This window comes from Streptomyces sp. NBC_00102 (genome assembly GCF_026343115.1).
Taxonomy (GTDB): domain Bacteria; phylum Actinomycetota; class Actinomycetes; order Streptomycetales; family Streptomycetaceae; genus Streptomyces.
The window spans coordinates 3,591,965-3,616,495 of record NZ_JAPEMC010000001.1 but is presented as its reverse complement, the minus strand read 5'-3'; the positions used below and the strand labels follow the sequence as shown (position 1 = coordinate 3,616,495).

24 protein-coding genes are annotated in these 24,531 nt (G+C 64.5%); all 24 read right to left on the bottom strand.

Translation table 11 applies throughout. The annotated features are described in order from the left end of the window. Positions 1 to 55: 55 nt before the first annotated feature. The 24 genes from OHA55_RS16120 to OHA55_RS16005 all read right to left on the bottom strand — a co-directional run bounded on the left by OHA55_RS16120 (position 56) and on the right by OHA55_RS16005 (position 23,855). Positions 56 to 2,491 carry a phage/plasmid primase, P4 family gene (locus tag OHA55_RS16120; protein ID WP_266706871.1) on the bottom strand — a complete coding sequence of 812 codons (2,436 nt, stop codon included), beginning with the start codon at positions 2,489 to 2,491 and terminating at the stop codon, positions 56 to 58. Then, a complete protein-coding gene (locus tag OHA55_RS16115) occupies positions 2,478 to 2,996 on the bottom strand; it encodes a hypothetical protein (RefSeq protein WP_266706869.1) in 519 nt (172 codons plus the stop codon). Before OHA55_RS16115 ends, OHA55_RS16120 begins: the two co-directional genes overlap by 14 nt. Before the next feature lie 524 nt (positions 2,997 to 3,520). Further along, positions 3,521 to 4,396 carry a DNA cytosine methyltransferase gene (locus OHA55_RS16110; protein ID WP_266706867.1) on the bottom strand — a complete coding sequence of 292 codons (876 nt, stop codon included), beginning with the start codon at positions 4,394 to 4,396 and terminating at the stop codon, positions 3,521 to 3,523. Then, on the bottom strand, positions 4,397 to 5,398 hold the full coding sequence (locus OHA55_RS16105; protein ID WP_266706865.1) for a DNA cytosine methyltransferase: 1,002 nt from the start codon (positions 5,396 to 5,398) through the stop codon (positions 4,397 to 4,399). A gap of 12 nt (positions 5,399 to 5,410) precedes the next feature. Further along, entirely contained in the window at positions 5,411 to 6,112 is a 702-nt protein-coding gene (locus OHA55_RS16100; RefSeq protein WP_266706863.1) for a hypothetical protein, read from the bottom strand. 86 nt (positions 6,113 to 6,198) lie between these two features. Continuing rightward, positions 6,199 to 6,951, bottom strand: a complete 753-nt coding sequence (locus tag OHA55_RS16095; protein ID WP_266706861.1) for a hypothetical protein — start codon at positions 6,949 to 6,951, stop codon at positions 6,199 to 6,201. Positions 6,952 to 7,085: 134 nt separating this feature from the next. Beyond that, positions 7,086 to 7,670 carry a hypothetical protein gene (locus OHA55_RS16090; protein WP_266706859.1) on the bottom strand — a complete coding sequence of 195 codons (585 nt, stop codon included), beginning with the start codon at positions 7,668 to 7,670 and terminating at the stop codon, positions 7,086 to 7,088. Then, complete coding sequence (locus OHA55_RS16085) at positions 7,667 to 7,915, bottom strand: hypothetical protein (protein WP_266706857.1); 249 nt, start codon at positions 7,913 to 7,915, stop codon at positions 7,667 to 7,669. The genes OHA55_RS16090 and OHA55_RS16085 overlap by 4 nt, the downstream gene beginning before the upstream one ends. 150 nt (positions 7,916 to 8,065) lie before the next feature. Further along, positions 8,066 to 8,962 (bottom strand): peptidoglycan-binding protein, encoded by an 897-nt coding sequence (locus OHA55_RS16080; protein ID WP_266706855.1) that lies wholly within the window; start codon positions 8,960 to 8,962, stop codon positions 8,066 to 8,068. A gap of 77 nt (positions 8,963 to 9,039) precedes the next feature. Then, complete coding sequence (locus OHA55_RS16075; protein WP_266706853.1) at positions 9,040 to 9,294, bottom strand: hypothetical protein; 255 nt, start codon at positions 9,292 to 9,294, stop codon at positions 9,040 to 9,042. Between the two features lie 17 nt (positions 9,295 to 9,311). Continuing rightward, a complete protein-coding gene (locus tag OHA55_RS16070) occupies positions 9,312 to 10,928 on the bottom strand; it encodes a hypothetical protein (protein WP_266706851.1) in 1,617 nt (538 codons plus the stop codon). A gap of 598 nt (positions 10,929 to 11,526) precedes the next feature. Continuing rightward, positions 11,527 to 12,324: a hypothetical protein gene (locus tag OHA55_RS16065; RefSeq protein ID WP_266706849.1), complete on the bottom strand. Its 798-nt coding sequence runs from the start codon at positions 12,322 to 12,324 to the stop codon at positions 11,527 to 11,529. Between the two features lie 60 nt (positions 12,325 to 12,384). Beyond that, entirely contained in the window at positions 12,385 to 14,769 is a 2,385-nt protein-coding gene (locus OHA55_RS16060) for a phage tail tape measure protein (RefSeq protein ID WP_266706847.1), read from the bottom strand. A 388-nt stretch (positions 14,770 to 15,157) separates the two neighbouring features. Continuing rightward, the gene (locus OHA55_RS16055; RefSeq protein WP_266706845.1) at positions 15,158 to 15,469 is read right to left on the bottom strand and encodes a hypothetical protein; all 312 of its coding nucleotides are present in this window, start codon (positions 15,467 to 15,469) and stop codon (positions 15,158 to 15,160) included. A 40-nt stretch (positions 15,470 to 15,509) separates the two neighbouring features. After that, positions 15,510 to 16,052 (bottom strand): hypothetical protein, encoded by a 543-nt coding sequence (locus OHA55_RS16050; RefSeq protein ID WP_266706843.1) that lies wholly within the window; start codon positions 16,050 to 16,052, stop codon positions 15,510 to 15,512. Positions 16,053 to 16,107: 55 nt separating this feature from the next. Beyond that, positions 16,108 to 16,491 (bottom strand): hypothetical protein, encoded by a 384-nt coding sequence (locus OHA55_RS16045; RefSeq protein ID WP_266706841.1) that lies wholly within the window; start codon positions 16,489 to 16,491, stop codon positions 16,108 to 16,110. Positions 16,492 to 16,758: 267 nt separating this feature from the next. Beyond that, the gene (locus OHA55_RS16040; protein ID WP_266706839.1) at positions 16,759 to 17,097 is read right to left on the bottom strand and encodes a hypothetical protein; all 339 of its coding nucleotides are present in this window, start codon (positions 17,095 to 17,097) and stop codon (positions 16,759 to 16,761) included. After that, positions 17,094 to 17,651 carry a hypothetical protein gene (locus tag OHA55_RS16035; protein ID WP_266706837.1) on the bottom strand — a complete coding sequence of 186 codons (558 nt, stop codon included), beginning with the start codon at positions 17,649 to 17,651 and terminating at the stop codon, positions 17,094 to 17,096. The genes OHA55_RS16040 and OHA55_RS16035 overlap by 4 nt, the downstream gene beginning before the upstream one ends. A gap of 177 nt (positions 17,652 to 17,828) precedes the next feature. Continuing rightward, positions 17,829 to 18,773: a major capsid protein gene (locus OHA55_RS16030; RefSeq protein ID WP_266706835.1), complete on the bottom strand. Its 945-nt coding sequence runs from the start codon at positions 18,771 to 18,773 to the stop codon at positions 17,829 to 17,831. A gap of 82 nt (positions 18,774 to 18,855) precedes the next feature. Next, on the bottom strand, positions 18,856 to 19,410 hold the full coding sequence (locus tag OHA55_RS16025; protein ID WP_266706833.1) for a hypothetical protein: 555 nt from the start codon (positions 19,408 to 19,410) through the stop codon (positions 18,856 to 18,858). Between the two features lie 8 nt (positions 19,411 to 19,418). Beyond that, a complete protein-coding gene (locus OHA55_RS16020) occupies positions 19,419 to 20,357 on the bottom strand; it encodes a hypothetical protein (RefSeq protein WP_266706831.1) in 939 nt (312 codons plus the stop codon). 41 nt (positions 20,358 to 20,398) lie between these two features. Then, positions 20,399 to 21,817 carry a phage portal protein gene (locus OHA55_RS16015; RefSeq protein ID WP_266706829.1) on the bottom strand — a complete coding sequence of 473 codons (1,419 nt, stop codon included), beginning with the start codon at positions 21,815 to 21,817 and terminating at the stop codon, positions 20,399 to 20,401. A 57-nt stretch (positions 21,818 to 21,874) separates the two neighbouring features. After that, entirely contained in the window at positions 21,875 to 23,584 is a 1,710-nt protein-coding gene (locus tag OHA55_RS16010) for a terminase large subunit (RefSeq protein ID WP_266706827.1), read from the bottom strand. Next, positions 23,553 to 23,855, bottom strand: coding sequence for a P27 family phage terminase small subunit (locus OHA55_RS16005; protein WP_266710703.1), 303 nt, complete (start codon positions 23,853 to 23,855; stop codon positions 23,553 to 23,555). The genes OHA55_RS16010 and OHA55_RS16005 overlap by 32 nt, the downstream gene beginning before the upstream one ends. Positions 23,856 to 24,531: the final 676 nt, after the last annotated feature.

The following is a 24,531-nucleotide window of genomic DNA, read 5'->3' as shown; positions in this document are numbered from 1 at the left end:
CAGGAGAGGGCCGCTCTCCGGTTGGCGAGCGGCCCTGTGTGGTGTGGGTGTTACGTCAGGTCCTGAAGATCCCCGGGCCCCCCGGCTCCGGCCCATCGTCGGCAAGGCGGAGCCCACCCAGCGCAATTCCCTTGTTCGTCTTCTTCCGCACGGCCCCCCGTTCCTCCATGGCGTCGTAAAAGGCGCGTCGCGTCCACTGCTCCTTAGCGGGTAGGTTTTCCGCCGTGCACCATTCGAGGTAGGAGTTAAAGGCGGCGTTTCCGCTTATCAAAGTGGATTCGTCGCAGCGTTCCAGGACCCCGGGAAGGAACCCCGCGAGCGGGTCTGAGGTTTCCCGATACTCCTGTGATGCGCCCGTGATGACCTGTGGGTCTTGTAGTCCGTCGGCGAACCAGTCGACGGCTCCGCGGACCGCCCATGCGGCGATTCCCTCGGCTTCGCCGAGTAGCGTCCGGTCCAAGTCCGGGTCTCGCTCTTCGGGGGCAAACCACCGCTTGAAAGGCAGCAGTTTGACCCGACGCCAAAGCCCTTCATCCTGTGACCTGAACTTGGGCTTATGATTCGTAGCGAGTAGCAGCAGAAAGGAAGGCTTGAATTCAAAGTACTCTTGCCGCAGGAACCTTGCCGAGATCATGTCCTTACCGGTGACCCGCTTAAGGATGGATTCCGACATTGCCTTGCCTGCCTCCCCCTCGGACGCCATGACGAGACGTGAACCGCGCAGCGCTGCAACATCGTTGGGAATGCCGCCGCTCTTGCGTTCCTCGAACGTGGCAAACGGGGTGGTGCGCGTGATGGCACGAAACACGGAAGTCACGGTGTCCACCAGCACGCTCTTTCCGTTGGCGCCCTTGCCCCACAAAACTGCGAATGCCTGTTCCGTGGTGTGGCCGGTGATCCCGTAGCCGATGAGCCGCTGAATGTACGCGGGCAACTCGGGCATGTTCGGGAAGATCTCAGCGAGGAAGGATTCCCACCTAGGGCACTGCGCGTTGGGGTCGTAGTCGATTTCGAGCCCGTACGTCAGTAGGTCGGCCTGGTCGTGCGGGCGGAGCCGACCCGTGCGCAAATCGACTGTGCCGTTGCGGAAGTTCAAGAGGTCGGGGCGGTCGTCAAAGTCGGTTGTCGCAATGGATACGTTGGGAACGGAACACAACTCCGTCAGCAGCGCGTCGATGCGGGAAGTCATCGTGAACCCGCGTGCCAACTGGTTTTGCCCCGCGAGGACCAGCGCGGCCCCCATGCGGTGGATTTCCTGCCGTACCCGCATGTCCGAGCGCACCCACACGCGCCCGTCCCACGTGTGGAACCCGAGCCCCGAGGCGTACCGGATGCGCCCGCCCGACCACGCGACCAGCGCGTGAGCGTTCATGGCGTCGCTCTCGCCGTACTGCGAAACCAGCTTGGCGAGGATGTCCGCCGCTTCCGCGCCCTGGTCGCGGGACACGGTGTCGGCCCCAGTCCGGGTCGCCAACTCGGCAGTACGGGCTGCCGCTTGGCGTTCGGCGGTGTCTCTCGCGGGTCGGGCCGCCTTCACAGCGCGGTGCAGTTCGGCGGGGAACGCGCTCGGGTTTCGCGCCCGCCAGTCGGTCAAGTCGTCGCCCTGGTGGGGAATGTCGAGCACCAGGGCCGTGACTCCGTGGGCTGCCAGTCCCTCGGCGAGCCGTGCCGAAAACCCGTTGCCCGCACGGTCGTTGTCGCCGCACAGGATGACCAGCGAGCCCCGCAGACCCTCGGCGAGTTCCTGCACCAGCTCGGGCGAGCCGGCGAGCGAGGCACCGCGCACGACCGCCGCGTCATAGCCCACCGCAACAGCTGTGAGCCCGTCCCCGGGGCCCTCGGTAATGAGAACGGTGCCCCACCCGCCGGCGCCTCGCAGAACGCCCCACGTAGCCCAGTGATGCCCCTTGGGGTTCGTGAGGGAGAGCCACCGGCCCGGACACCGGCCGGTCAGGTCCCGCCCCTGTAGACCCCGTGCGGCCCCGTCCCACCCGACCAGCGGCACCGTAAGCCGGGGGAACGCCAGGAACGCGCGGGAGCGGTGCACGAACTCGGTGGGGTCGGCGCCCTGGTCGACGCCGAGCCGGAGTTCCGCAGCGGTGTCCGGGTCGAGCCCGAAGCGGTCGGCCACGTACCGGCGGGCCCGCTCGGGCCACTCCCCGGAGCCGAGGGCAAGGGCGTCCGCCGTCTGGTCGACGTACCGGCCGAGCGAGGCCACCAGGGCGACGGGAACCAGCTCGGGTCGCTTGGCCGGAACCGTCGCTCCGGGGCCGGTCACGTCGAACAGGTCCGACCAGGACAGCCGTACGGATGCGATCACGTCTGTGGTCGCGCAGCCGGCGCGGCACGTAAGCCGAACCTTGAGATCTTCCCCGCGCCAGAGCCGTAGCGATGGACGCGAATCCGGATGCGCGGGGCACAGAGCGGCATACCCCCCGTCCTGGTGGTCGACGACCCCGGAGAACCGCCCGAGCAGATCAGCGAGCAGCACGCGTGCTCACCGCCCGTATGTCGGCGAGCAGACGCCCGAACTCAGATACGGTGGTCGTCAGGTACCAGCGGCCGGAGCCGAGCCCGCGCATCGAGGGAACGAACCCGTATCGCGCGCGCATGTCCCTGGTCGACAGCCCGAGCGCTGTACGTGTTCGCGTCCACGTACGTACGTCAAAGTGCACACGTCCCGCGCGGATGCCGAGCCCGCGCACCTTGTGCACCACCACGCCGTACGGGAAGCCCGCGTTCGTCGCTTCCGCCCGAGCCTGTCGCAGCCACGTCGGTACGGCAGGGCTCCGTACGTCCTTGCATTCGAGGATGAACGGGGCCGCGTGCACGTCGCCGACATCCCGAGTCCCTTCCTGTGCGGGCCGGCGGACGTTCAGCCCGTCGAACGGGTCGATGAACGCGCCGTCGTCGTCCACCAGCCCAAGGAACGCGTTCAGGAAGTTCCGCACGGCGGATTCCCACTGCGTCCCCCGGGCCTTGTTGGGGTTACCCACGCTCGGCCCCCCGTCGAACCGATGCGCCCCGCGCCATGGCATGCGCTGCGGCGGCGAGGTACCGCACCCAATCCGGACGGCGCTGGTACCCGGGCACCAGGACCACCACGTCACCGGCCGCCAGGGCGCGCACGTCGCCGAGTGGTGGAGCGCTCTCCGCCGAAATCTTGAGTTCCATAAACCCCCTCATCAAAAAGGGCCGGTCCGCACCGTGTGGTACGACCAGCCCTAGGCGTGGTGCTACTACTGGTCCCGCTCGCCCGTCGCATCCGGGATCACAAGCCGCACATGCTCTGCGGAAATCCACTCGGCCCGCAGGGATCGGCGCTTGGCGAACCCCGACTCGGTGCCGGTAGGACGGACCAGCAGCATCGGCCGGAGCCGTCCGCCCTCAAGGCGAGTGGTAACCCGCTGGATAATCGCGTCTGCGAGACGTACCCGGTTTCCGTGCCTTGCGGCGTAGGCAACCAAGTCGCCCCGGTACAACTCTTCACCCGCGTAATCCGCGATTACTCCGCGCTTACTCACGCGTCCCCCAGTGTCTTCAATAGATGTGCATAGGCGGTGCGTGCCTGTAGCGGCACCACACCGTTACCGATGATGTGAAGCTGTTCGGTCCGCGTGAGTCCGGGAATTCCGGTCACCCATCGCGGCGCAAGGCCCATTAGCCATTCTGTAAATTCCGGTGCGAGTAGCAGCCGGCCCCGATGGTCGAGCACGGTCGGGCGTGGGGCAGGGAATCCCGTCACTTTCTCCCACGTGCGGATTCGGTCGGCGCGATCGCCCCACCAACCGCTAGGAGAGTAGAGATCGGCAAACTTTTCGCCACCACGTCGAGGCTCGCCCCCGATTGCCGGCCGTTCCCCGCTTTGCCCCCTCGGCGTCCGTGCCCATTGGGGCTTACTCCGGTGTCCGGAGTCGGAAAGCCGAGCGACGCAGAACCACCGGTCGCGCTGGTGTGGGGCGCCAATTGCGGACGCTCGGAGGCAGCACCACGCCGCGTCGTACCCGCTCGCGGCCAAATCCCCAAGAACAACGTCAAGGCCCCTTCTACGGATAGCTGCGACGTTCTCCAGGAACACGAACTCTGGTCGAACTCGGCAAATGGCAGCGACAACGTATTTCCAGACCCCCGAGCGCTCCCCATGGATTCCCGCTCCCCTCCCTGCGGTACTGATGTCCTGGCAGGGGAAACCGGCAGTGAGGACGTTAACGCTCTCGGCAACCGACCCCCAATCGGCGGTACTAATGTCACCGAGGTTCGGTACCGAGAACCGCTCCGCGAGCACCGCAGAAGCAGCGGCGGAGTTGTCTGCAACGAAAGCCACGCGGTCGCCGGTGAGCGATTCAACAGCCAACCCGACGCCTCCGTAGCCGGCGCACAATTCGAGAATCGGCACTTAGGCTCCGCCCATAAGCAAGTGCCGGTAGGCCGCATAGGCTTGAGGCGGGCAGACACCGTTCCCAATGGCCTTAAGCTGCTGTCCCCGGGTTAGTCCGGGAACACCGGTAACCCACTGCGGAGAAAGCCCCATGAGCCACTCAGCGAATGCGGCTGTGACGCGAATTCCGCCACGGGGGCCAATCTCGGTAGGGGCAGGCGCGTGGACTCCGGTGAGACGCTCCCAGCGGCGAATTACGGGGAGGTAGTTCCCCCACCATGCGGCAGGAGAATGACAAGAGTCCGGAGATTCGGGCCCCCGCGTCTGTTCTTCGAGCCACCCGGCCCGCCCAATGCGTCTGAGACGGTCGGAGTGGGGAAGAAGAAAGCACACTTCATCGGCGAGCGTGCTTCCGTGGGGCTGCTTACGGGAGGATGATTCCCCCCCCCCCCCCCGCGAGGGGGAATCGAATTCATACCACGGCGCTTGTCCGGATGCTGTGCGCCGCCATTCACCCCAAGGTTCGCTGTCGGGGTTTTCAGGCACTGCGACGCAGAACCAGCGGTCTCTATGGTGGGGGGCTCCAGCGGCGGACGCGCGATAGCAGCACCATTTAGCGTCGTACCCTGCCGAGGCCAAGCCCCCGAGTACTTCCGCGAGCCCGCGCCCTCTGATTGCGGCGACGTTTTCCAAAAAAACAATTCGCGGTCGTAGTACGCGAATGGCTTCAATGACGTTGAACCAAGTTGCCGAGCGCTCATCTTCAAATCCTCTACGTAGACCCGCATTACTGATTCCCTGGCAGGGGAACCCGGCGGTGATGATGTCGACCACGCCAATTAGTGATGCCCAGTCAATTTCCGTGACATCACCCAGATTTGGCGCGTCGGGATAACGCTCGGCGAGAATCTGTGACGCGTACTGGTCGTTCTCAGCGACGAAACGCACGCGTTCCCCGGTGAGGCTCTCGACCGCCAGGCCGAGCCCCCCGTACCCCGCGAAAAGCTCCAGGATGGGCATAGAACCCTCCTGCTAGAGCGACTTGGACGCGTCGGCGATTGCGTCGTTCCACGACTTGAGAACACGAATTACCGGCTTGCGGTAAGAAACGTCGCGACCCTTCTTGGTGGTGTACTCGACCAGCTCAAGTTCAATGGAGCACAGGGCCTCGCTGCCGATGCGGTCGAGCGCGTTCTCAACCTCATGCAGAACCTCGGCGAGCTTCCAAGAACCGGTCTGGAGCTTGAAAAGGCCGAGGTCGTAATCCTCGGCAATGCGGAAGGTAACCGCGATAGAGGGCGACGGGCCCCGCTTGGCCTTTGCAGCAGCCTTACGGTCCTCCATCAGAGCAGGGCAGCGGCACGGCTTGCCCTTGTCTTCCTCGGGCGACAGGAATTCCACACCGTCGCAGTGGTGAATGAGCGCTGAGCCATTCCACAGCTTCAGATCGGACGAGATGGCATCCGGGCCGGAAATTACCGCCTTCACCTTGTCCTGAGTCGTCAGAATCTCGATGAAGTTTTCCGACGTAGAATCGGTGTCGACGGGAGTACCGCCCATAAGCTGAGCGATAGCGGCGGCAACCTCGGGGTCGCCGGTCGTCACGCGCCACTCGGAAAGGGCAACAGGAAGGTTGTCGACCTGCTTGCCTCCGTGGAAACGCCCAACCGTGTCGTTCGCAAAGGACTGCTTGGGCTTGGCGTTCGGGTCGGTCTCGAAAATGCGCAGTGCCATGACTACTCCTGTTTTTAGGCATGAAAAAAGGGCGGTCCGCTTGTGCGGAATCGCCCTGGTGTCGGGTGTGCAGAAAGCTGCTGGTGCTACGCGCGGCGCTGAGTGCCGGTAATGATCCTGCGCGCGCTCTCGGCGATGGCTCGACCGATCACGGTCTTAGAAGTCTCGCGGTCCCATGTAAAGACCTTCCGCAGAGTGAGAAAAACATCGAAAATCTCGCGGTCGATGCGGACGGGCTTGAAAGCCCACCCATCCGGGGTGATGTGCAGCACTGCCGCGCCGTCGAATTCCGGCATGGGCTCGGAATTCCCATCCGGCCCAATGATCTTGTCGGCGTGGGCATAAGCGGCCATTTGCAATCCGACCTCGGGGTACGTGGACTTGGACGTTTTCCAGTCGACTATCAGCGTGTGCCACGTGCCGGCGTCGTGGTCCGGCTTTCCGTCCTCCCCGAGCTGCACGCGCAAGATCGCGTCAAAACTGCCCGCGTATTCGTGCGTGTCGGACCATGCAATGTCCTCGGCGGACACCAGGACCGGCCGCACGGCCTCAAGGAATTCTGCGAAACCCTCGCGGTACGGCTCTAGATCGGGGTGCACACGCCCGATAGCCTCGCCCCGGACCATGCGCTCAAAGAGGTCGTGCGCCTGACTTCCCACTTTGGCGCGGAGCTTGGTGTACCGGGAATGCGCATTGCGGAGGTAGTCAATCGCCCCGGCTTCATCTCGTGCGGCAATGGATGCCACCGCAGGAAGGCTTGCCACTGCCGTTTCGGCGGTCATCCGGGCCGCCCACCAGACAAGGAACGGCTTGGGCAGCATGGCGATAATGCTGGTCACACCGGGGTACTTGATTGCGGTTACAGGGTCCACGTACCACCGTGAACCCCCGCGCTGAATCGTCCGGACGTTTCCGGGCATGGGTGTCCCCCTATGGGTTCGATTTGAGAGAAAGCGGAGTCACCCGCCGGGCGTCAATGCCGCAGCGGCAGAGCGTCAACAGCGGCAAACAGATCGGCGAGCGTCCCGGAATTGGTGATCGTCACGTCCGCCGGAGCGTCGTCCAGTTCGGTCTCCGAGACGTGCAGCCGTTCGGCAACCCCGGCTCCGGCTCCGGCCCCGGGGCGCTCGACACGCACGACCAGGGCGCCCCGGTCGCGGAGCGCGGACAGTTCGTTGCGGTACCGCACATCGGAGACGACCACGGGAAGGCCCCATGAATCGGCGGTGTCGAGCTGCTGCACCGCCACGCGCACCCAATGCCCCGAGTCGGTGCGGCGGACGGCTTCCCCGAGCCGCTGCAAGGTGCGGCGTACCTCGGCGTGCTCGACCTTGCAGCGCTCCCACCCGTGGCGGTGCACAAGATCAGAGAGCCGTACAGGAAGAACCCCAAGGGGCGTCCCCTCGGCTCTGATGATCGGGTCCAGGTCGAGCGCTGCCGTCTTGAGCGCATCCGCAAACGCGACCCTGGTGTACGAGTGTTGAAAAACCAGGCGGGCCGCAACGGTGTCCTTCCCCGCGCGGGCACGCCCGACGATCGCCACATGCCGGAAGGTCACTCGCTCACCTCGGCGTGGGGCGTGGCGTCGTCGCCCTGGCCGTCGTGGTCGTTGCCCTGGTCGGTCCCGGCTGCCACAGTCTTGCCGTTCTCCGTCCGCTGCACCGCCTCACCGGTACCGAGCACTGCGGCGACCAAGCCGAGGACAAGAGCGGACGGGAGACCGGGCACGTAGTGCGCGACCAGGGCCAGCGCGGCAACCACCACGGCGTAGATTCGGGCGGGATGCGCCTTGATGAACTGCATTTTTTCTCCTGTGAGTTGGTGACGGAGCGTCGAGATTCTGAGCAGCTGCACGACCGGGCGATACCGGGACACCGGAGACACCGGCCGACACGCTGCGTGAGATGGGTGGGCACGTCGGCCCCGAGCTGGTCCCGGCAAACCGGGCACCGGTCACGCCTTCGGAACTCGCAGCGCGGCCCACGTCTGTGCCCCGGGCCAGCCGTCCGCGGACGTGCCGGAGAATCCCCGCTTTCGCTGCCAAGCTGCGTAAGAGAGCCGGTCCACCTCGGTCCACTGCGGACCAGGGCCGGACTTGTACTTGCCGCAGCCCTCGGCGACCAGCCGGCGCCCCATGGCGGTGATCAGCGCGCTGCGGGGGTTCTTCTTGAAGTACGCGGCCCCGGGAAACGGCGCGTACTGGACCGGCTTGGGCTTACCCGTGCTGGTGCTGGTCGTCTTGGTAGCGGTGCCGGGTGTGGTCGGAGGCTTGAGCCTCTTTGCCACGTCGGCCCGGAAGGTGGACATGCTGAAGCTCGGATCGACCTTCCGGCGGGTGCCCTCGGCGTGGCCGATGACAGAATCCGCAGACCAACCGTGGAACCGGCAGACGGCAGCAGCCCAACGAACCGCCGCGTCGTACTGTGCAGCCGGGTAGGGGTCCGTCCCGTTACCAAGATTCTCGATCTCAAGTCCGTACGTGCGGCTGTTCGCGTCGACGGGCTCTGCGGAATCCGGACGCGGGTGCGTGGACGACTCGGTGACCATCGCGTTAAATGCGTTCGCTGCGAAGCTGCCAGCGTGATTGGCGCGGCCGTTGCCGACCATGGTCACGGTGCCGTTCTTCGCAAGGTGGGAATGACACAGCGGGCCCGGAAGGTCCGACCGGCCCGCGTAGACCAATTCCAGCGAGTTAGACCCTGCGGTGTGATGGATGACGACGCCGTTGACGGGCCCCCAAGCTCCGACGCCGTTGCGGTTGTGTGTCCGCCATCCTGCGTGTTCAGAAATCGTCAGACCCTCGGCCTCAAGGGCCTTTACGAACTGGTCTGCGGTCATAGGCGTTGCCATGAGTTCCCCTTTTAGACATGAAAAAGCCCCGCCCGGTAATCAGTCGGCGGGGCTGGTATCTGTGTTGTGCCGGTGGGTTATCCGGCGAATTTCGCTACGGCGAGACCGGCCGCAACGACGGTTGCGACACCGGTAATCACGGCCACGGGGACGACGAACTTCCCCTGCTCGCTTTCCAGTCCGCGAATCCGGGTCTCGTGGTCGTCGAGCTGGTCGCGCACGTCCTCGCCGCTCTCGATGAGCGACCGCACGTCGCCCCGGAGCCCCACCACTTCGTCAAAGACTTCCCGAGCGCCGATTACCACGCCCAACGGGTCGTCTTGGTCCGTCATTGCGATGTCACCTCCTTTTAGACCGGGTCTGGCGCGCCGGGACGAGTGGGCGGGTCCGGAGAAAGCCCAACGTCCGTGGGCCACCCCTGGTTAGTCGCGCCCCGAAGTGTGAGTGACTGTGTCACTGCACCATCCGCACTGGCCGTCTGAATTCCGACCACCCAGGCAAGAGTGTCGAGTGCTGCCCCCGACGTGTCGACCACCCGCACCACATCGCCGAGGTCAACTCTCGGGTCGGCGAGGATTTCCACCGAGCCGAGCAGCGGCACCGGATAAGCTCCGGCGTCCCGCAACGCATTCGCAAGCTGCGTGGCGCCGGGCAGGTCCTGAATCCATCCGCCGGCGTCGTGCTCATACGACTGCACCCCGTACGCCGATTGACTCGCCGAGCTGGTTGCCGTGGCCAGTGACGGCACTGGCCCGGACCCGCTTGGGGGAGTTCGAGAGAGCATGCTGACACCGTGGTAATAGACCGGCGTGGCTGAGCGGTTCCGCAGGGTCAAAGTCACTGTCCCCGCCACACGCAATACCTGCGCCTCTACCGCCCCAAACACCGCAGCGGAAGTACTTACCGCCGTGGCCCTAATGACCATGTACCCGGCGATAGCCTCAGTACCAGTATCGGGAGCGCGCGGGTCGAGCTGGTCAGTATCGATGGAAAAGGTCCGAGTAACGGTGCCCCCAGCCGGAATCACTACTGGCGTGGGTAGCTCCTGCGGCCCCTGAATCTCGAACGCTATTCGTGCCCAGTTCGTCCACTGCACCGCAACATCGTTTCGGCACGCGTCGATTTCCTCGGTCACCACGAGCTTTCCCAGCTCTCGCGCGCTGGTAACCGTAACGTCGGCTGAGTTCGGCACCGTTGCCCACCGAGTGTGGCCACGCCACCGGAAAAACCCGTCCCGGTCGAATTCCGCCGTGGCAAGAGTAGCGCGGGCAATCTCTGTAATCACGTCCCACGCCGAACCGGATACGGCAGGAAGAACCCGCATCGGAAACGTCGGAAGGTCGAGCACCGCCGATTTTTTCCACGTTCCCGCTTGCGTAACTTCGGCAAGCGTCGCGGGCTTGGCGGCGGGGGTGCTTACTTGAAAGGCCTCAACCCGTACACCTTGCGCGACGAGACTCACCGTAGAAAGGGCGCCGCTTGCTGCTGGCACAGCGGAAAACGTTCCGGTCGTCAGGAACCGTGGGACATTGTCCGCCGCAGTAACAACAGGGGCCACTGTCGGAACTCCGGTCGCCGACCAGGTGAGCCAAAATCCGACGTGCAGCACCTGCGGAACCTTGAGGCTGCTCCATGTCCAAGTCAAAACCTGGTTTTTGTCGTACCTGGAATCGCTGCCAGACCAGACGCTGATACCGCCCGTTGTGAAATCGACTTGCATGGTCAGGTAATGGTAGACGCTGCCTGCGGTCAGCCACTGAGTTCCGACGCGAACTACCGGGGTTGTCGCCCCCACGGTGTCGACGTAGTACTCAAAGAAAAGACCGCCCGTGCCCCGATTTACCGGCTTGCATTCCGGAATGAAATTGGCGGTAGTACCCGGGGCTGAGCCTGCCTGTAGCGCAATCGCGAAAGGGGCACTGCGCGACCAGGACCAGTCACCCGCCATAGCGTCGAGATAGCCCACGCTGGGAGTGGCGCCACCGTGCAGCGATGCGTAGACAATGCTGGTCGCCCTCGGCGGCGGAGCAGTGTGAATGCCCGCTCGGCGTAGAAGGTGGTCGACCGCCCACACAGAGGATGCCGCCCATGCCGCCCCGGTGTAGGGGGCCCCGATACCTCCCGTGACAAGCCCCGCGTCATGCCGGGGCAGTACAGCGGGCATCCGCAGCCGCTCGGCCCCGTCGAGGGCTGCCAGATCCACCACGTCGGTACCGGACTCCGCCGCGCGGGCCCGAACCGTTCCGCGGAACGCGTCGATGCTCTCCCCGCCGAGCCCCCACCCGCACGTCACGGACTGCCCCGGACGGGCCACGTCGCCTGTCGAGCGCGGGGCCCACGGCCCGTAGAGAGCCGGTGCCGACGCTCCCTCAACTCCGCTGACTGAAACGGATAGTTGGGCGCTAGACGAGCCGCTGAACGCGCGCATCGCGTCCGGTAGATCCGTGCCGTATGAGCGGTCAAGTGCCCATGACTGCACCTGGGGGGAAAAATCTTGCCCGCCGAGCCGCACGACGTGGCTCGCGGTCCGTTCGCCGGCCGCAAGCGCAGACACCTGCGAGGTACTAGCCGACTGCACTGGTCACCTCCACCAACTCCAACCCGATGTCCCGGAACGCGCCGTTCCCCGGGGTCGCCACGTGCGAGTAACCAGTAATCGACATCGCGGGGCACCCCTCACCTGCCGGGCGTTCACCGGCAAGCAGATCGGCCGAGATATCACCGGGACAGAAGATCGATGCCCCAAGATCCCAAAGACCCGTTGCCGTGAAAGCTACGTACGGGCGGACGTACGCGGCTCCGGCCGGAGCGGTAGTCACCAGGGGTACCCCGGGCTTGCTCGCCGTGGCCGTGGTCATAAAGCCTTTCGCCGCGCTGTACCAAGCCACTTGAGAATTGACCATGGGGGCCCCTGCCGCCACCAGGCCGGGTGTCCACCATGTGTACCGCTGTCCCGGGACCACGGGGATTCCGTGGAAGTACGGGTGCCGCCACACCAGATCGGAGTGGCCAGAGGTACCGATGGTTTCCACGGAAACCGAGTTCGGCACGTACGCTCCGGCAGACCCGCCGTACATGACGATCTGCGAGCCAGTAACCGCCCACTTGCCGGCTGCTGCACCGAGCCCCGCCGCCTGGTCCCCGGCAAGCAAGTTCCGAGAGAGCGGGTCCACCAAGGCGACGGGACCGAGGGCGGTCACCCGCCGGGCGAGCCGGTCCAGGTGGTCCACGTCACCGCGCTCCATGGCGGTCCACGACAACTTGAGCCGGCGGGGCCGGAGCCGGGGGGCCCACGTCGTAACCCCACCCTCAAGGCTCCGGAACTCCGTCACTCCGAGGTCCGGGGAACGGTCGTACGACACGGCTCCGTCCGTGATCTCTCGGAGCGCCCCGGGGGCACCAATCCACATTCCCAACTCTGCTTACCTCCTTGCCAGTTGACGTTGCCCACCCGCGACAGCGCGGGCGATTTCCTGCCCCCCGACCTTGAGGACGACGTCGGGCACGCGCTCTGCCTGCTCCGCGAGCAGTCGGCCGAGTTCGGCAACCCAAGTGGCACCCGGGGTGGGCGGTGCCGCCACGGCTACGGACGGAACTCGCACATCGGGGACTGTCACCATTGAGCGGAGTCGGGCATCAAGCGTGGATTGCTCGGCGTCGATACCGTCAACCACGCCCGGCGGAATCCACCGGCCGATCTTGTCCGCCATGAGACGCGACGGAGAATTAATACCCAGCGCCTCCGCAATGGGCCCGGGAATCACGCTCTTTGCCCAGTTATAGAGCTGGGACTTGAGCCAACTTCCCATACTCCGGATACCTACCCAGATACCCCGGGCCAGGTCGGCACCCTTACTGATCAGAAGCGAGCCGAAATTCCCTAGATAGCCCTTGATTCGGGCAGGCATTCCGCGCACATAGTTGTTGAAGGTAGCGAATTTGGCTACGGCGGACACCGCAAAATCCTGCACAGATTTCGCCGCATTACGGAGACTCGTAGCAACCGAGGACAACCAGCCGATCAGACTACCGAAACGACTGATGGCCCCGCCCACTGCCTTAATCAACGCCGTGAAGAGAGGACCCGCGAGCCGAATAAGAACCGGAACCACGGCACCAAGTATGTTCGCGGCGAGTCGAGCTAGCCACGAAATCAGAGAGGTGACAACAGAGATAAGGGGCCGAGCCTTGTCCACTACCTCGCGCAGTTTCTTGCCGATAAGCGTGGCCGCCGGCGCTACCCGCTGAGAAATGAACTCCGACAAGGCAGAGAAAATTGGCTGTAGATTCTCGGCTATCGATGCGTAGACTCGCATCACTGCGGGCCAAATCACTTCCAGCAGAATGCGGCCGAGCGCCGACAGGATAGGAACGACCGCCCCAACAACGTGCGTATAGAGGGTCATAAAGGCGGGTGCGAGTTGGTTAACTAGCACGCCCCCAAGCCCCTTGAGGGCTGGGAGAACGGCCGTTTGGGCAACCGATGCCAGGCTTCTAATTCCCGGTAGGAAGTTTTCCCGCAGAGTGGTTCCTGCGCCAACGACGGAATCTGCGAACGAGTTGATGGCGGTCCCGCCGGCCGAACCGGTGAACGCGTGGAAGAACCCCGAAACGAGACTCTTTCCCGAGTTGAGCGCGGGTCCAAGCTTGGCACCGAGGAAATCACCGAAGGACGCAAGCGCCGGAATCACATGGTCACCCATAAAGTTGGTCACGCCAACTTCAAGGGTGCGCTTGAACTGATCCACCTTGGCGCCTGCATTTTCGTGCAGTGCGTCGCCCATTTTCTCGGCGGCTCCGGCGGTGTCCCCGAGCGCCTTGACGGCAGTTCGCGGGTTGAGCGCGTAAAGAGCCTGGCCGAGGTCTTCGCTTTTTGTTCCGAAGAGTCCGACCGACGCGGCGGAGCGTTCTGCGGGGTCCTTAATGGCCTTGAGACCGTCAAGGACTTGCTGTAGCCCCTCACGGGCCCCCGCGCCGCCCTTAGCAACCTTCTTTGTCATTGCCGCTGCATTGAGCCCGATAGCCTCATAAGCGGCCTTACTCGCCGAGCTGCCATCCGTCGCCCGGATTTGGAATTCCTTTAGGGCATCGGCGACCACGTCAGTATCTCGGGCGCCTGCCTGCATTCCCTGGGACATAAGGCCCATGGCATCTGCGGCGGACAATCCGAGGTCACGGAACTTAGTGCTGTACTCATTGAACGTGTCCGCCATGTCGTCGGCGCGCGGACCCATCTTTTGCATCCCGACAGTCAGAATGTCGAGAGCTTCCGCCCCATCCTTTGCCAGACCGTTCTTAAGGATCTGGCCGACAGCATTGCTGGTCTGCCCGAGGTCGAGTTCAAAAGTTTTCGAAAGGTCAGTGACCTTTCCGGTTATTGACTCAATCTGTGCGTTTGTGGCGTCCGGTGGGAGGATGCCCGCCCGCATCACCCCCGATAGGGCGTCTGCGGCTTCCTCTACGGAGTCCGTGACCCCGTGGGCATAGAGCTGTCCGGCAGCCTTTCCGTACCGCCCGGCTTGCTCAGGGGTGCTTCCTAGGGTTGCTTGGATCTTTCCGTTGATTGCGCTTTGGTCGAGCGCATCCATAAGACCCTTGGTCAGTACGGCGGCAGCGGCAATGCCGATCGTGAGCATTCCACCCGCGAGGGCTCCGCCCATTTTCCCGGTAAAGCCTTCGCCGGCCGCTTCGCCGCCGCTTTCACCTGCACTCGCCGAGGGCCCCGTTACTTGCTGCTCTAGCTCTCGGGCAAAGCCCTGTACCTCGGGGACAACGGAGACGTAGCCGACTCCGACCTCCACAGCCATTAGGCGTCACCGCCCCGGGCCGGCTGGAATCTGGCGAGGTAGGCCGCTACCTCCTGCGGGTCACGCTTTGTGCCCCCGACCCGGATACCGCGGACGCCTGGGCGCGGAATCGGCTCCGGTCTACGGCTCGGAGTCGGGGAGCCTGCATTGCCCCGTTGCCAATTTCCCTCGTTTAGACGGTCGTGCACTGCGGCCAATAGCTGTGCTTCCAGCGTCCACACCGCGTCCTCTCCGGAAAGAGTGCGCCCAAGCGCGGAGTCCGCAGGGAGCCCCATGACCAGGGCTCGGAGTCGCCTCCAGGTGAACCCGGAATCGGGCCGAAAGAGGTCTCGAAGATCGACACCGTAATACCGCTGTAGGTCGGATTCGATGGCCTCTCCGTGCTCACTCAAGAGTCGGAAGAGGCCACCGATTCCCCCAGCGGAATTCCTTCGTGGCGCTGCCACTGCCGAAATAGTTCACCGAGTGCGGCAAGAGGTACAGGGATAGCGTCGAACGTGGCCCACTGGTCCGTGAGACCGGCCTTTAGCAGTACCTCAATATCCCGCGCCGAGGGCGCGTCGATGTTCACTGCGGAGAGAATCGACTTGTCCAGCTCTCCGGCAGCTGGCATGGTGAATATCTGGCCGGACAGTGTGAAGCGGAAAGGCTCCTGCCGCGCTTCCTGCACCCATACGTCAAGATCAAAAGCATTACTCATTGATGGCACCCAACTTGAGAGGAAACGTTTCTGCGAAAGGTCACGCGGCGGGTGCAGATTCCCAAGCCGGGTCATTGCTGTACTTGATCGCCACCGTGCCATCAGGGCCCGGATAGGCAGTGATCGTCAGTTCGTAGGCCACGGCCTCATCTGACTTGTAGGTGATGTCGCCGGTCTCGGTGACTTCTCCGTCCGGCACCACAATGCGGATATGGCTGTCCCCGTCGATAACGTCAAAGCCGTAAAAGCGCCGATCGGGGCCCGGGGCCTTGATGGCAAGAACCGACTTGGCGGAGGTAGTGACCACCTTCGAGCCCTTGTGGTAGAGCTCAAGAACGGTCTTGCTGGTTTCGATGGCAGTAAACTTGAATGTCATCTCGCTAGAGGAAATGACTTTGCGGACGGTCTGTCCGCCCTGCCATCCCTTGATTTCCGTGGTGTCCGTCGAGTTCGACTCGGCGATTCCCTCATCGGAAATCCATCCGATGTCGGTTACGTCGTCTGGCCAGGAAGAGACGGAATCGGTTGGCGCAGTAGTTCCGACCGGACCGACGTACGCGGCACCGGAGAGCGCAACGCGCACAGCATTAGCATTTAGAGACACGTGTCCCCTTGAGAGAACGGAAAAGTGGTGTGATTTAGAGAGCGCGTCCGCGCATGTGGATTTCCACGGCGAACGCGTACCTCGGGCTGCTGGTCTGGTCGTCGGGCAGCCACATCGGGCCCCCGACTTCAGACACCCGGTAGACGGTCACCCCGTCGCGCACCCCGGGAAGGTCGCCGAGCAGCGCACGGCAAAGGGCCGCAAGGTCGTGGGCGGCGGATTCCGTCTCGGACCATGCGTGGATGTCGAGCCGTGGCCGGTCGGACACCGGCGTCTGCCGCACGCCCCCAACTCGCTCGACCCGTACGAACTCCGGGTGACGGACGGACGGGATGCGGGAGACGACCGGCACCGGTCTGCCCGCGTCGGCCAGGGCGGCCCGCAGGAACGCGCAGACGGTCGCCGTAGCGTCCGGCATGAGGATGACCCGGTTACTCCCCACGGGCGCCGTCCATGCCCCGCAGGAGGTCACGGCGGGAGCCAGGAAGGGCCCCGGATTTCGGCCAGTTGTAGTTGCCGATCACCGCCGCACGCCACCGCATCCGGCCTAGCGCCGAGTCCGTTCGGAAGTCACCTTCAGGCCCCGCAGCGGCGGCGGCAATCCGCTCGGCTACCGCCTCCACCTCGCGGCCCATTTGGGCAGTACGCATAAGGGAGTTGATCCCTTGCCGGGCAGGCCGGAACCTCATCCGGACACCGCCTTGAGGCGTACCTCGGTGTGATGGTGCCGACCGGCCACGGTGAAGCGCGCGGCCTCTCCGTCGACTTCCAGCAGCCGGCCGAGCACGGTCACGCGGTCCCCGGGGGACAGATCGATGTCGGCCCCGGGGCGGGTCACCAGACGGAGCCCGGTCGTCACGCCCTGCCGGTCGCCCTCGGTCTCCGCGGAACTGTCCGGCTGCACCGCCACGCGACGGACCGTGGTCCTGGTGGCCGTGGTCCAGTCGCGAACCTCGGAGCCGTAGCGGTCGAGCACCAGGGCGGCCCGGACGATGACGGCAGTCTGTGTGTAGTGGACGCTCACCAGGGCCCCCCGTCGTCGCCGACCGGAACAACGGCAGCACGGGCCCGGTACCGGGCGAGCTGGTCACGCTCGATGGGGGCGAGAGACGCGCCGATGGTCTCGGCCGCATACGTCACCGACACCGAGCCGACTGCTTCCTGCCGAAGATCGCGCGGATTGGAAAGCATTCGGCCGGCAAGCGTGAGCACCACGCCCCGCACATCGGCGGGTACCGGTTCATACCCGTGGACGTACGTGACCACGACCGGCCCGCATGCTCGACCGCGGAGAATGATCCGATCACGCCACACCCGGTACTCATCCGGCCGGAGTTCTCTGCCAGCGATGGCTACCAACTCAACTTCTATAACCGGCCGTTGGGGCAGCATGACGATGTAGTCGCGGGGTCGGAGAGCAACCGTGGTGGTGCCCCTGGTGAAACGCTGCCGTGCCTCGGCCCGGACGACCGCGGACGCGGTGTCGAGCACCAGGGCGGCCCCCTCGGGCAGGTCGTCGGGATCCATCTGCGTCCACGCGGCCAGTTCGTCAATCGTGGCCAGTGCAGGAAGTGCCATACCGCCCCCTACTTAATTTCCTGTGCGCCGCACTCAAGGCAGCGCACTACGGTCCAGCGGGCCCCGGAAGCTGAATCAAGAACCGGAAAGCTCTCGACCCGTTCCGGGGCGTCGCAGGAATCCGCATGCGGAATCGTCGGGGCAGCGGCACGCTTACGCGGCGGCAAATCAACCCCCCTACTTGGTGAGAACGCCGTTAAGGCGGGCAGCAGCCTGCCCACCGAATACGGCCAGACCACAGAAGAACTCGATACGCGTCCGATAGGCAGGCTTAGAATCCAGCTCGCCGAGGTCACGCACAGACACGCCACCATTGGTAAGCCCGGTCACACCCTTGTCGCCCTCAGACTGACCGAACTTCACCGCGTAAATGCTGCTGGCATCCGTCGCGGTACCCTGCGTTTCCGTGGTCGGGACGATATCGGCGCCCGCTGCGGTCTGGCCCGGGTCGAGCAGCGGAATACCCTGGTAGGTCGCTACCCGCTTGCCGGTGAGGGCTTCCTGAACCATCTCGTAACCGCCGAGCCGGCGCGCGGACGACGCGATCTTGGCAATGATCTTGCGGTTGGCGTACAGGGCACCGTTCCCGGCGGACAGGCCCGGGACCTGGGCAATTAGGGCGTCGAGCGCGTCGAAGAAATCATGACCGCCAGTCACCGGCCCCATTCCGTTGGTACCGGCGGAAAGTACCTGAGCGCCGATCAGCCGCTTTCTCAGACCGTCGAACCCCTTCGGCTCAACGGCCACGTCGCCATTGAAAAACGCGTCCTGGAAACGGTAGGCGGCAGCCTTGACCTTGAGCGTTTCCTGTAGTGCGCGCTGGTCGTTCAGGTTGCTACGAGTCTTGGCAATGAAGGTGTCGACATCCGCGTCACCGCCAAGAATCACGAGAGATTCACTTGCCTGGTTCACGGTGCCCGTGGACTCGGAATAGGACTCATTCACGCCTCGGAACTCAACGCCCGGCAGTGTCGCCTCGGAGTTGTAGGCGTAGCTGTTTCCCTCAATTTCCATGAGGGGCAGCCGGTCGAGAATCGGCGACTCCTGAACGAACGTCTCGATAATGCCACGCTGGAGATCGTCCGTGCTGAGCTTGGCGGCTTCGGAGAGGCTAAGTGTCATGTGCGCTTTTCCTTATTTCCAGGCATGAAAAAAGGGGCCCCAGTTTCGGGAAACCCCCACGAATGAATGGTCTTCGACGTGCTTACTTACGCTTCCGCTGAACGCTCCGCAGACGCTCCAACGGGTTCGACGGCTCCGGCTCGGCGGTCGAGCGCGGACCGGCTCCCACGTCGCCCCACGGACCCGTAGCGGAGCTGTCCTGCTGCGACGGCGCGACAGTCGCCGCAAGGTACGGCTTTTCCTGAACCAGCTTGCGCAGAGCGGCAGTTACCGCCTTTGAGTCGACGGCCCCGGTTGGCCCCGCAAGTGCCGACAGGTCGAGCAGCGCAAGAGCGTCGGCAGGATCGCGAAGCATGCCCGCCGCAACGGCGCGAACCTCGGCGCGAACAAGCTGGTCGGCGAACTCCTGACGCACTTCGGCGCGGAGTGCGTCAAGGTCAGCCGGCTTCTGCGCAGCGTTCGACCGGCGGAGTCGAGCTGCTTCACGCTCCGCGTCCTCGGCCCGCTTCACCGCAGCGGCGAGCGCGTCGCCCTGGTCGTCGGTGACGGTCGCTCCTTCGGGGGCCGTCACGGTGGCCGTGGCAGTGTCTGCCTTGTCGTCGGTACCGGTGCCCTCGGCGGGGGTGGTGTCAGCCATGGCGTTCCTTACGTGATGTAGCCATGCTTTTTGAGCATGGCGACTTGGTGGGACCGGTTGTCACCGGCCAGTTTGAAAATGGTCTCGGGCATGAGGCGTGCCTCTTTGGCGCGCTCGTATCGGGCACCGGGCCGTTTCTCGAAGCCGGAGTTGAGAGCCTTGCCGCCGATGCCGCGCTTCGTGGTGCCCTCGGTCGTAACCTTCATCGGGCCCCGACCGGTCACCGCTGTTGCCATTCCCCGGCGCGAGTTGATGAGCTGCCCGAGATCCGCCCCGTGCTCCAGTGCCTTGACTCCCGCTTCCCCGAGTCGCTTCCGCTGTTCGGCGGGGCTCATCTCGCGGAACAGGTCCTCGGGGGTCTTGGTCTGCTTCCACTCGGCGTCGGTCATCGGCTCCATTCCGCAATCACAGCGGGGGTGCCTTTTGAAGCCGGTGGAGTAGCTGTACTGGCGACCGGACAGGATGATGCACCGTGGGCACGCGGGTAGCCGCACCACTCGCACATAGCTGATGCAGCGTGGGTGCGCTGCCATGCCGATGGACGTAGCCGTACGCGACGCGTCGGCAATCTGTGTGCTCGCCATCATGGCCATTTGGGTAAGCCCTCGGGCCGCCGCAAGTTCGGCACTCTCGCCGGCTGCCAGTGCCCGCGCCGTGGTGATGGCGGGCAGTTGCAGCAGCGAGGCGAGAGGACGACCGTCCGCAGCGATACCAACCAGGGCAGCGGGGTCGAGCAGCCCCAGCGGGGCCGCAACAGCACCTTGGGCCGCCATGGACGCACCGACGAAAAGTTGTGCCCCCTGTACGGCGGAGAGCTGTCCGGCGGTCACTGCGGCCAGGATTGCGCGCCCCGCCTCACCCTGCATGGCGGAAAGAATGCGGTCCGCAGGAACGTCGTTCCAAAGGGCCTGCACCGCCACCACAACAGCCCGGGAAATGCTCTGCACTTGGGTGTACCGCTCGGCTGCCAGTTCCGCTGTCCGGGACACTAAGCGGCCATCTCGGGCGCGTCGCCCTGGCCGTCGTCGCCCTGGTCGGGCTTCACCCCGAACAGCCCCGACATGTCCCCGCCGAGAATCGCACCCGCCGCATCGGTGCGCATCTGCTTCCACCGCTCGATTTCGTCCGGCGTGACCCCGGGAATCCGCTCCCACAGAGCCTCATCCGGCACACCGATACTCTTCAACTTCACGAGCGCATCGGAGTATTGGGCATCGCTGCGGAACTGCGGGTCTCGCCACACCACGGAGCCGAGCGCGAGGGATTCCGCGCGCCGAGCCTCGCCCTGCGCCAGTGCCTCTAGCCGCATGATCTCGCGGAGCGCGCTCCCGAAGTGCCGTTGCTTTTCTGTCACCTTGGCGACTAGACCCGCCTCGCTCGCGGCGACGCCATCGGGACTCACGTTGATTAGGGTCCCCGCTAGATAGCTTGGCGGTGTGCGGGTCTGCGCTGCGATGTGCTCGACCGCCACGGCAATAACGCGTAGGTAGTTGTCAAGGTCGGCGGCGGAGAACTCCCCAATCTGCGCCCCCTCTTTCTCAAGCCACAGCAGGCGGTCGGAACGGAACTTGTCCAACGGCAAGTCCTCTTCCCCCACCACCTCCCCCGTCGCGTCGGTGATCTCACGAACGGGCCGGTCCATTCCGAGCACCGCACGGGCCGGAAGTGCGAGACCGTCTGAAGCGGTCATCAAATGGGCCCAGAGCGAATTCACGGCATCCTGTAGCGGAAGGACCGTCGCCATTTCGCTGCGAGGCTTGCCGTGCAACCGGTGTCGGTTGGGAAGCTCGACCAGGGGCACCGCCCCAAGGGGATGCCTAATATGGCTTGGCTCCCCACGGGAAAGACCGGCCGTACGACCGGTCCACCGACCACCGACCCGAGCCGGCCGCTGCCACCGATATGCCATGTCCGGCGTAAAGAGCGTGGCAAACTCGGTATCCCAATCGCGCCACGCCATAAGACCGTACCGTCGAAGCCGACGACGACCAGGGACATACTCGACCACCGCTTGCCCAGCGTTCTGAAATGTGATCTCCGGGCCGCCTGCATTGCGCCAGACCAGCGCGTAAGAACGGCCGGTAATCAGCGCGTCGAGCAGCGCTAGCCCAACTTCTACATCCGCTTCCGAGCGGCGCCACGCCATACCGGCAGCGCTGTCAATCGAGCCGTCCTCCAGGCGGAAGCCATGCGGCATAAGACGTTCAACCGTCGCGTCAGGGACAACGGCGCACCAGTTATCCGCAAACTCATCAAAGAGCCCGCCGGTTTGCATGCTGAATTCCGGCGAGAGGAACAGCAGCGGGCGTTTACCTTCGTAGGCGTCGCCCCACTTGCGGGCCGCCTGTCTGCGCCGATGCAGCTTGGCGTACAGCCGCGTAGTCACCTGTAGAGGGGTCTCGGGCACGCCAACACCCCCTTCCGGGCATTAAAAATCCCCACCCGGTAATCGCCCGGACAGGGCTCACGCGCTCGCTGCGCGCGGCTTCTTAAGAGGTCTTCGGACATACCCGTCTAGCGCCATGACAGCGGCGGCAATCCCGTCAATACGCGCGCTCGACTTGCCCCGGTCCGGCTTCACGGGGCGCAAGTTGTCGTTACCGTCGCGGTACACCTCCACCACGCTGGCATTCCAGCGAAGAACTGGATTACCGCCGTGGTGTATTCGCCCCTCACGGAGCAAGCGTTCAAGTTCCTTGCTGCCGGGGCTCATCCCTAGATAGGTCTGCGCCACCGGCACCACGTCCACGCCTCGCGTCTTCTTCTCGATGCGCTGGACAAGCTGACCGGCAAACATGCGGTCATAACTGATTCGCTGCACATCGAGCCGTCGACAGTCAGCCACTATCTGTTTCTCGATAGCGTCGTAGTCGATCGCGTCGCCCTCGGTCAGCGTAAGCAGACCATCGGCGACCCATTGGCGTAGCGGTACCTGTAGCTGCTGTTCGAGTTCGTCTACGCGCTCCTCCGGAAGCCAGAAGCGGGCGACGATCTCCAGCTCAACTCCCGGCTTTCGAGACTCGACCACCAGCACCCACGCGGAAAGGTCGCTCACCGCGGAGAGGTCAACGCCACCCCACGCCCGCCGGTATCGGAAGCGTGTGTAATCCACCGTGCCCGAGTTCTCGTCCCACAACGTCAGCGTCAACCACCGCGAAGCAGCGCGCATCCGGCGGTTCAGCGAGAGCCGGCAGAAGGTCGGGAAGTAACTCGGGGTGGACTTGGCCTTGTTAGCCTCACGGCGCATGTAGGCGAGCGACGGAGAAGCACCAAGCCCCGGATTTGCCTTCCGCCAAGTTACTTCGGAAAAGGGGTCGTCGCCCTCTTCAGCAGCCCAAATAACTCCGTAGTGCCCGGGGTCCGACACCACACCGTCCGCACACCGGCGGGTGTACGTGTGTTTCTCATCGTAAATGCTGCCCTCGGTACCCTCATCAGCAGTCGTGATGAAGACGACCAAGGGTTGGTCTCGGGCACCGGTACCGGTTTCAATGGCGTCGATAAGGTCACGACGCTTGTGCACGTGTACTTCATCGACAATGGCTGCGGAAACGTTTAGCCCGTGGGCGGTCTCTGCGATCTTCGACAGGGCACGGAAGATTCCGCCTGTGCGGGGCACACGGATGAGTCCGCGCAACACCTCAACGCGTCCACGGACCGCCCGGCTTGTGAGGGCCATTCGCTTAGCGTCGTCAAAGACGCGTTCAGCTTGCGGCAGTGAGCCGGCCGCAGCATAGACCTCGGCACCGATCTCTCTGTCTGCCAGCAGCAGCACCAAGCCAATACCTGAACTCAGGGTCGACTTACCGTTTTTACGGGGCACTTCAATCCACGCCGAGCGGATCACCCGGACCGCCCGCCCCAACTCCGGGTCGAAAGCTAGCCAACCGAAAATCGGGGCAATCACCCAAACCGTCTGCCAGGGCGAAAGCTTGAGCGGGGTCGAGCCCCAACGGCCCTTAGTGTGTTTGAAGCTCTGAATGGCCGTTAGAGCCCGCCGGGCGGCCCCAACGTCGTAATACGCGCCCGGAGCCTGAGAAGCCTGTGCAGCGACCACCAGAGGGCGGGAAGCCGCAGCCTCTGCGATCTCCTCGGGTGAGAGACCGAGTTCTAGCAGTGCACCATAGGGAACCGGCAGATCATCAGTCGAAAACTCCGTCATCGTCTCCCGCACTTTCCGGCGGGGTAATCCTCGTAGCTGACGCGGGCGAGAGCCCCAGTTCGCCGACCAGCGCCCGGAAGTGGGACCGGTACTGGCCAGCGATAGTCACCCACGGGCTTTTTACGTTCCCGCGCTCCGTCTCGACCACCAGGCCGTTACGGGATAGTTCACGCTCGGCCTGCCATAGGCGAGCAACGGTTAGGCAATACTCGATAGCAGTCTCCCGCTGCGGGTCCGTCAAGCCGGCTGAGAAAGTCAGAGCCGGAACTGTCCGGGCCCACACGTCTGCCGCCTTGCCCCGAACGTCCTCGGCGGAGTCGCCTGGCAGCAGTTCGAGCCAATCGGGCTCGACCGGAGCGGCGGGAGCAAAGCGCGCCCCCTCCGAATTCCGGTCCGGGCGGAAGGTCCCTTCCCTGACTGCCTGAATGTGGGGTTTGGGTCTCTGCCCCGGAACTGCCACGCTGCGTCACCTCCACAGGAACGGGCTAATGAGCCATGCAAGTTTTTTCCCTCCCTGCCGATCAACTGGGGGTAGGGAGGGGAGTAACCCCCTGGTCGGACGCCCAGCTATGTCCGAATTGGCTTCACATTTGCTGCCGCCCACCCGCCCGGTTGCCGCTTCGCCGTCTCGGCGTTGTGACACCGTGTGCACAGCGGACGCAGACGAGAGAACGCGTCCGGGTCGCTCACACCACGGCCCACCAGGGACCGGCGCGACTCCGGGAAGTGGTCCGCCACCGTGGCCGTGCGACCACACAGCAAGCACCACGGGTGTGCGTAGAGGTAGCGACGGCGAACACGTTGCCAACGGGTCGAGTAGCCGCGCTCGGCCGTCGACCCTCGCTGCTTCTGTGCCTGCCGCTCGTGCTCGGCGCATCGACCACCACCGGCAGTCAGTTCCGGGCACCCGGGTACCGAGCACGGTGGGCGGGGTCTACGGGGCATGGGCACCTCTGTCC

What these genes read in the sequence shown, in the direction of transcription:
- OHA55_RS16105 (WP_266706865.1), bottom strand. Translation starts at nt 5,398, where the DNA reads ATGCCCATCCTGGAGCTTTTCGCGGGGTACGGGGGGCTCGGCCTGGCG.
- OHA55_RS16100 (WP_266706863.1), bottom strand. Translation starts at nt 6,112, where the DNA reads ATGGCACTGCGCATTTTCGAGACCGACCCGAACGCCAAGCCCAAGCAG.
- OHA55_RS16085 (WP_266706857.1), bottom strand. Translation starts at nt 7,915, where the DNA reads ATGCAGTTCATCAAGGCGCATCCCGCCCGAATCTACGCCGTGGTGGTT.
- OHA55_RS16080 (WP_266706855.1), bottom strand. Translation starts at nt 8,962, where the DNA reads ATGGCAACGCCTATGACCGCAGACCAGTTCGTAAAGGCCCTTGAGGCC.
- OHA55_RS16075 (WP_266706853.1), bottom strand. Translation starts at nt 9,294, where the DNA reads ATGACGGACCAAGACGACCCGTTGGGCGTGGTAATCGGCGCTCGGGAA.
- OHA55_RS16060 (WP_266706847.1), bottom strand. Translation starts at nt 14,769, where the DNA reads ATGGCTGTGGAGGTCGGAGTCGGCTACGTCTCCGTTGTCCCCGAGGTA.
- OHA55_RS16055 (WP_266706845.1), bottom strand. Translation starts at nt 15,469, where the DNA reads ATGAGTAATGCTTTTGATCTTGACGTATGGGTGCAGGAAGCGCGGCAG.
- OHA55_RS16045 (WP_266706841.1), bottom strand. Translation starts at nt 16,491, where the DNA reads ATGCCGGACGCTACGGCGACCGTCTGCGCGTTCCTGCGGGCCGCCCTG.
- OHA55_RS16035 (WP_266706837.1), bottom strand. Translation starts at nt 17,651, where the DNA reads ATGGCACTTCCTGCACTGGCCACGATTGACGAACTGGCCGCGTGGACG.
- OHA55_RS16030 (WP_266706835.1), bottom strand. Translation starts at nt 18,773, where the DNA reads ATGACACTTAGCCTCTCCGAAGCCGCCAAGCTCAGCACGGACGATCTC.
- OHA55_RS16025 (WP_266706833.1), bottom strand. Translation starts at nt 19,410, where the DNA reads ATGGCTGACACCACCCCCGCCGAGGGCACCGGTACCGACGACAAGGCA.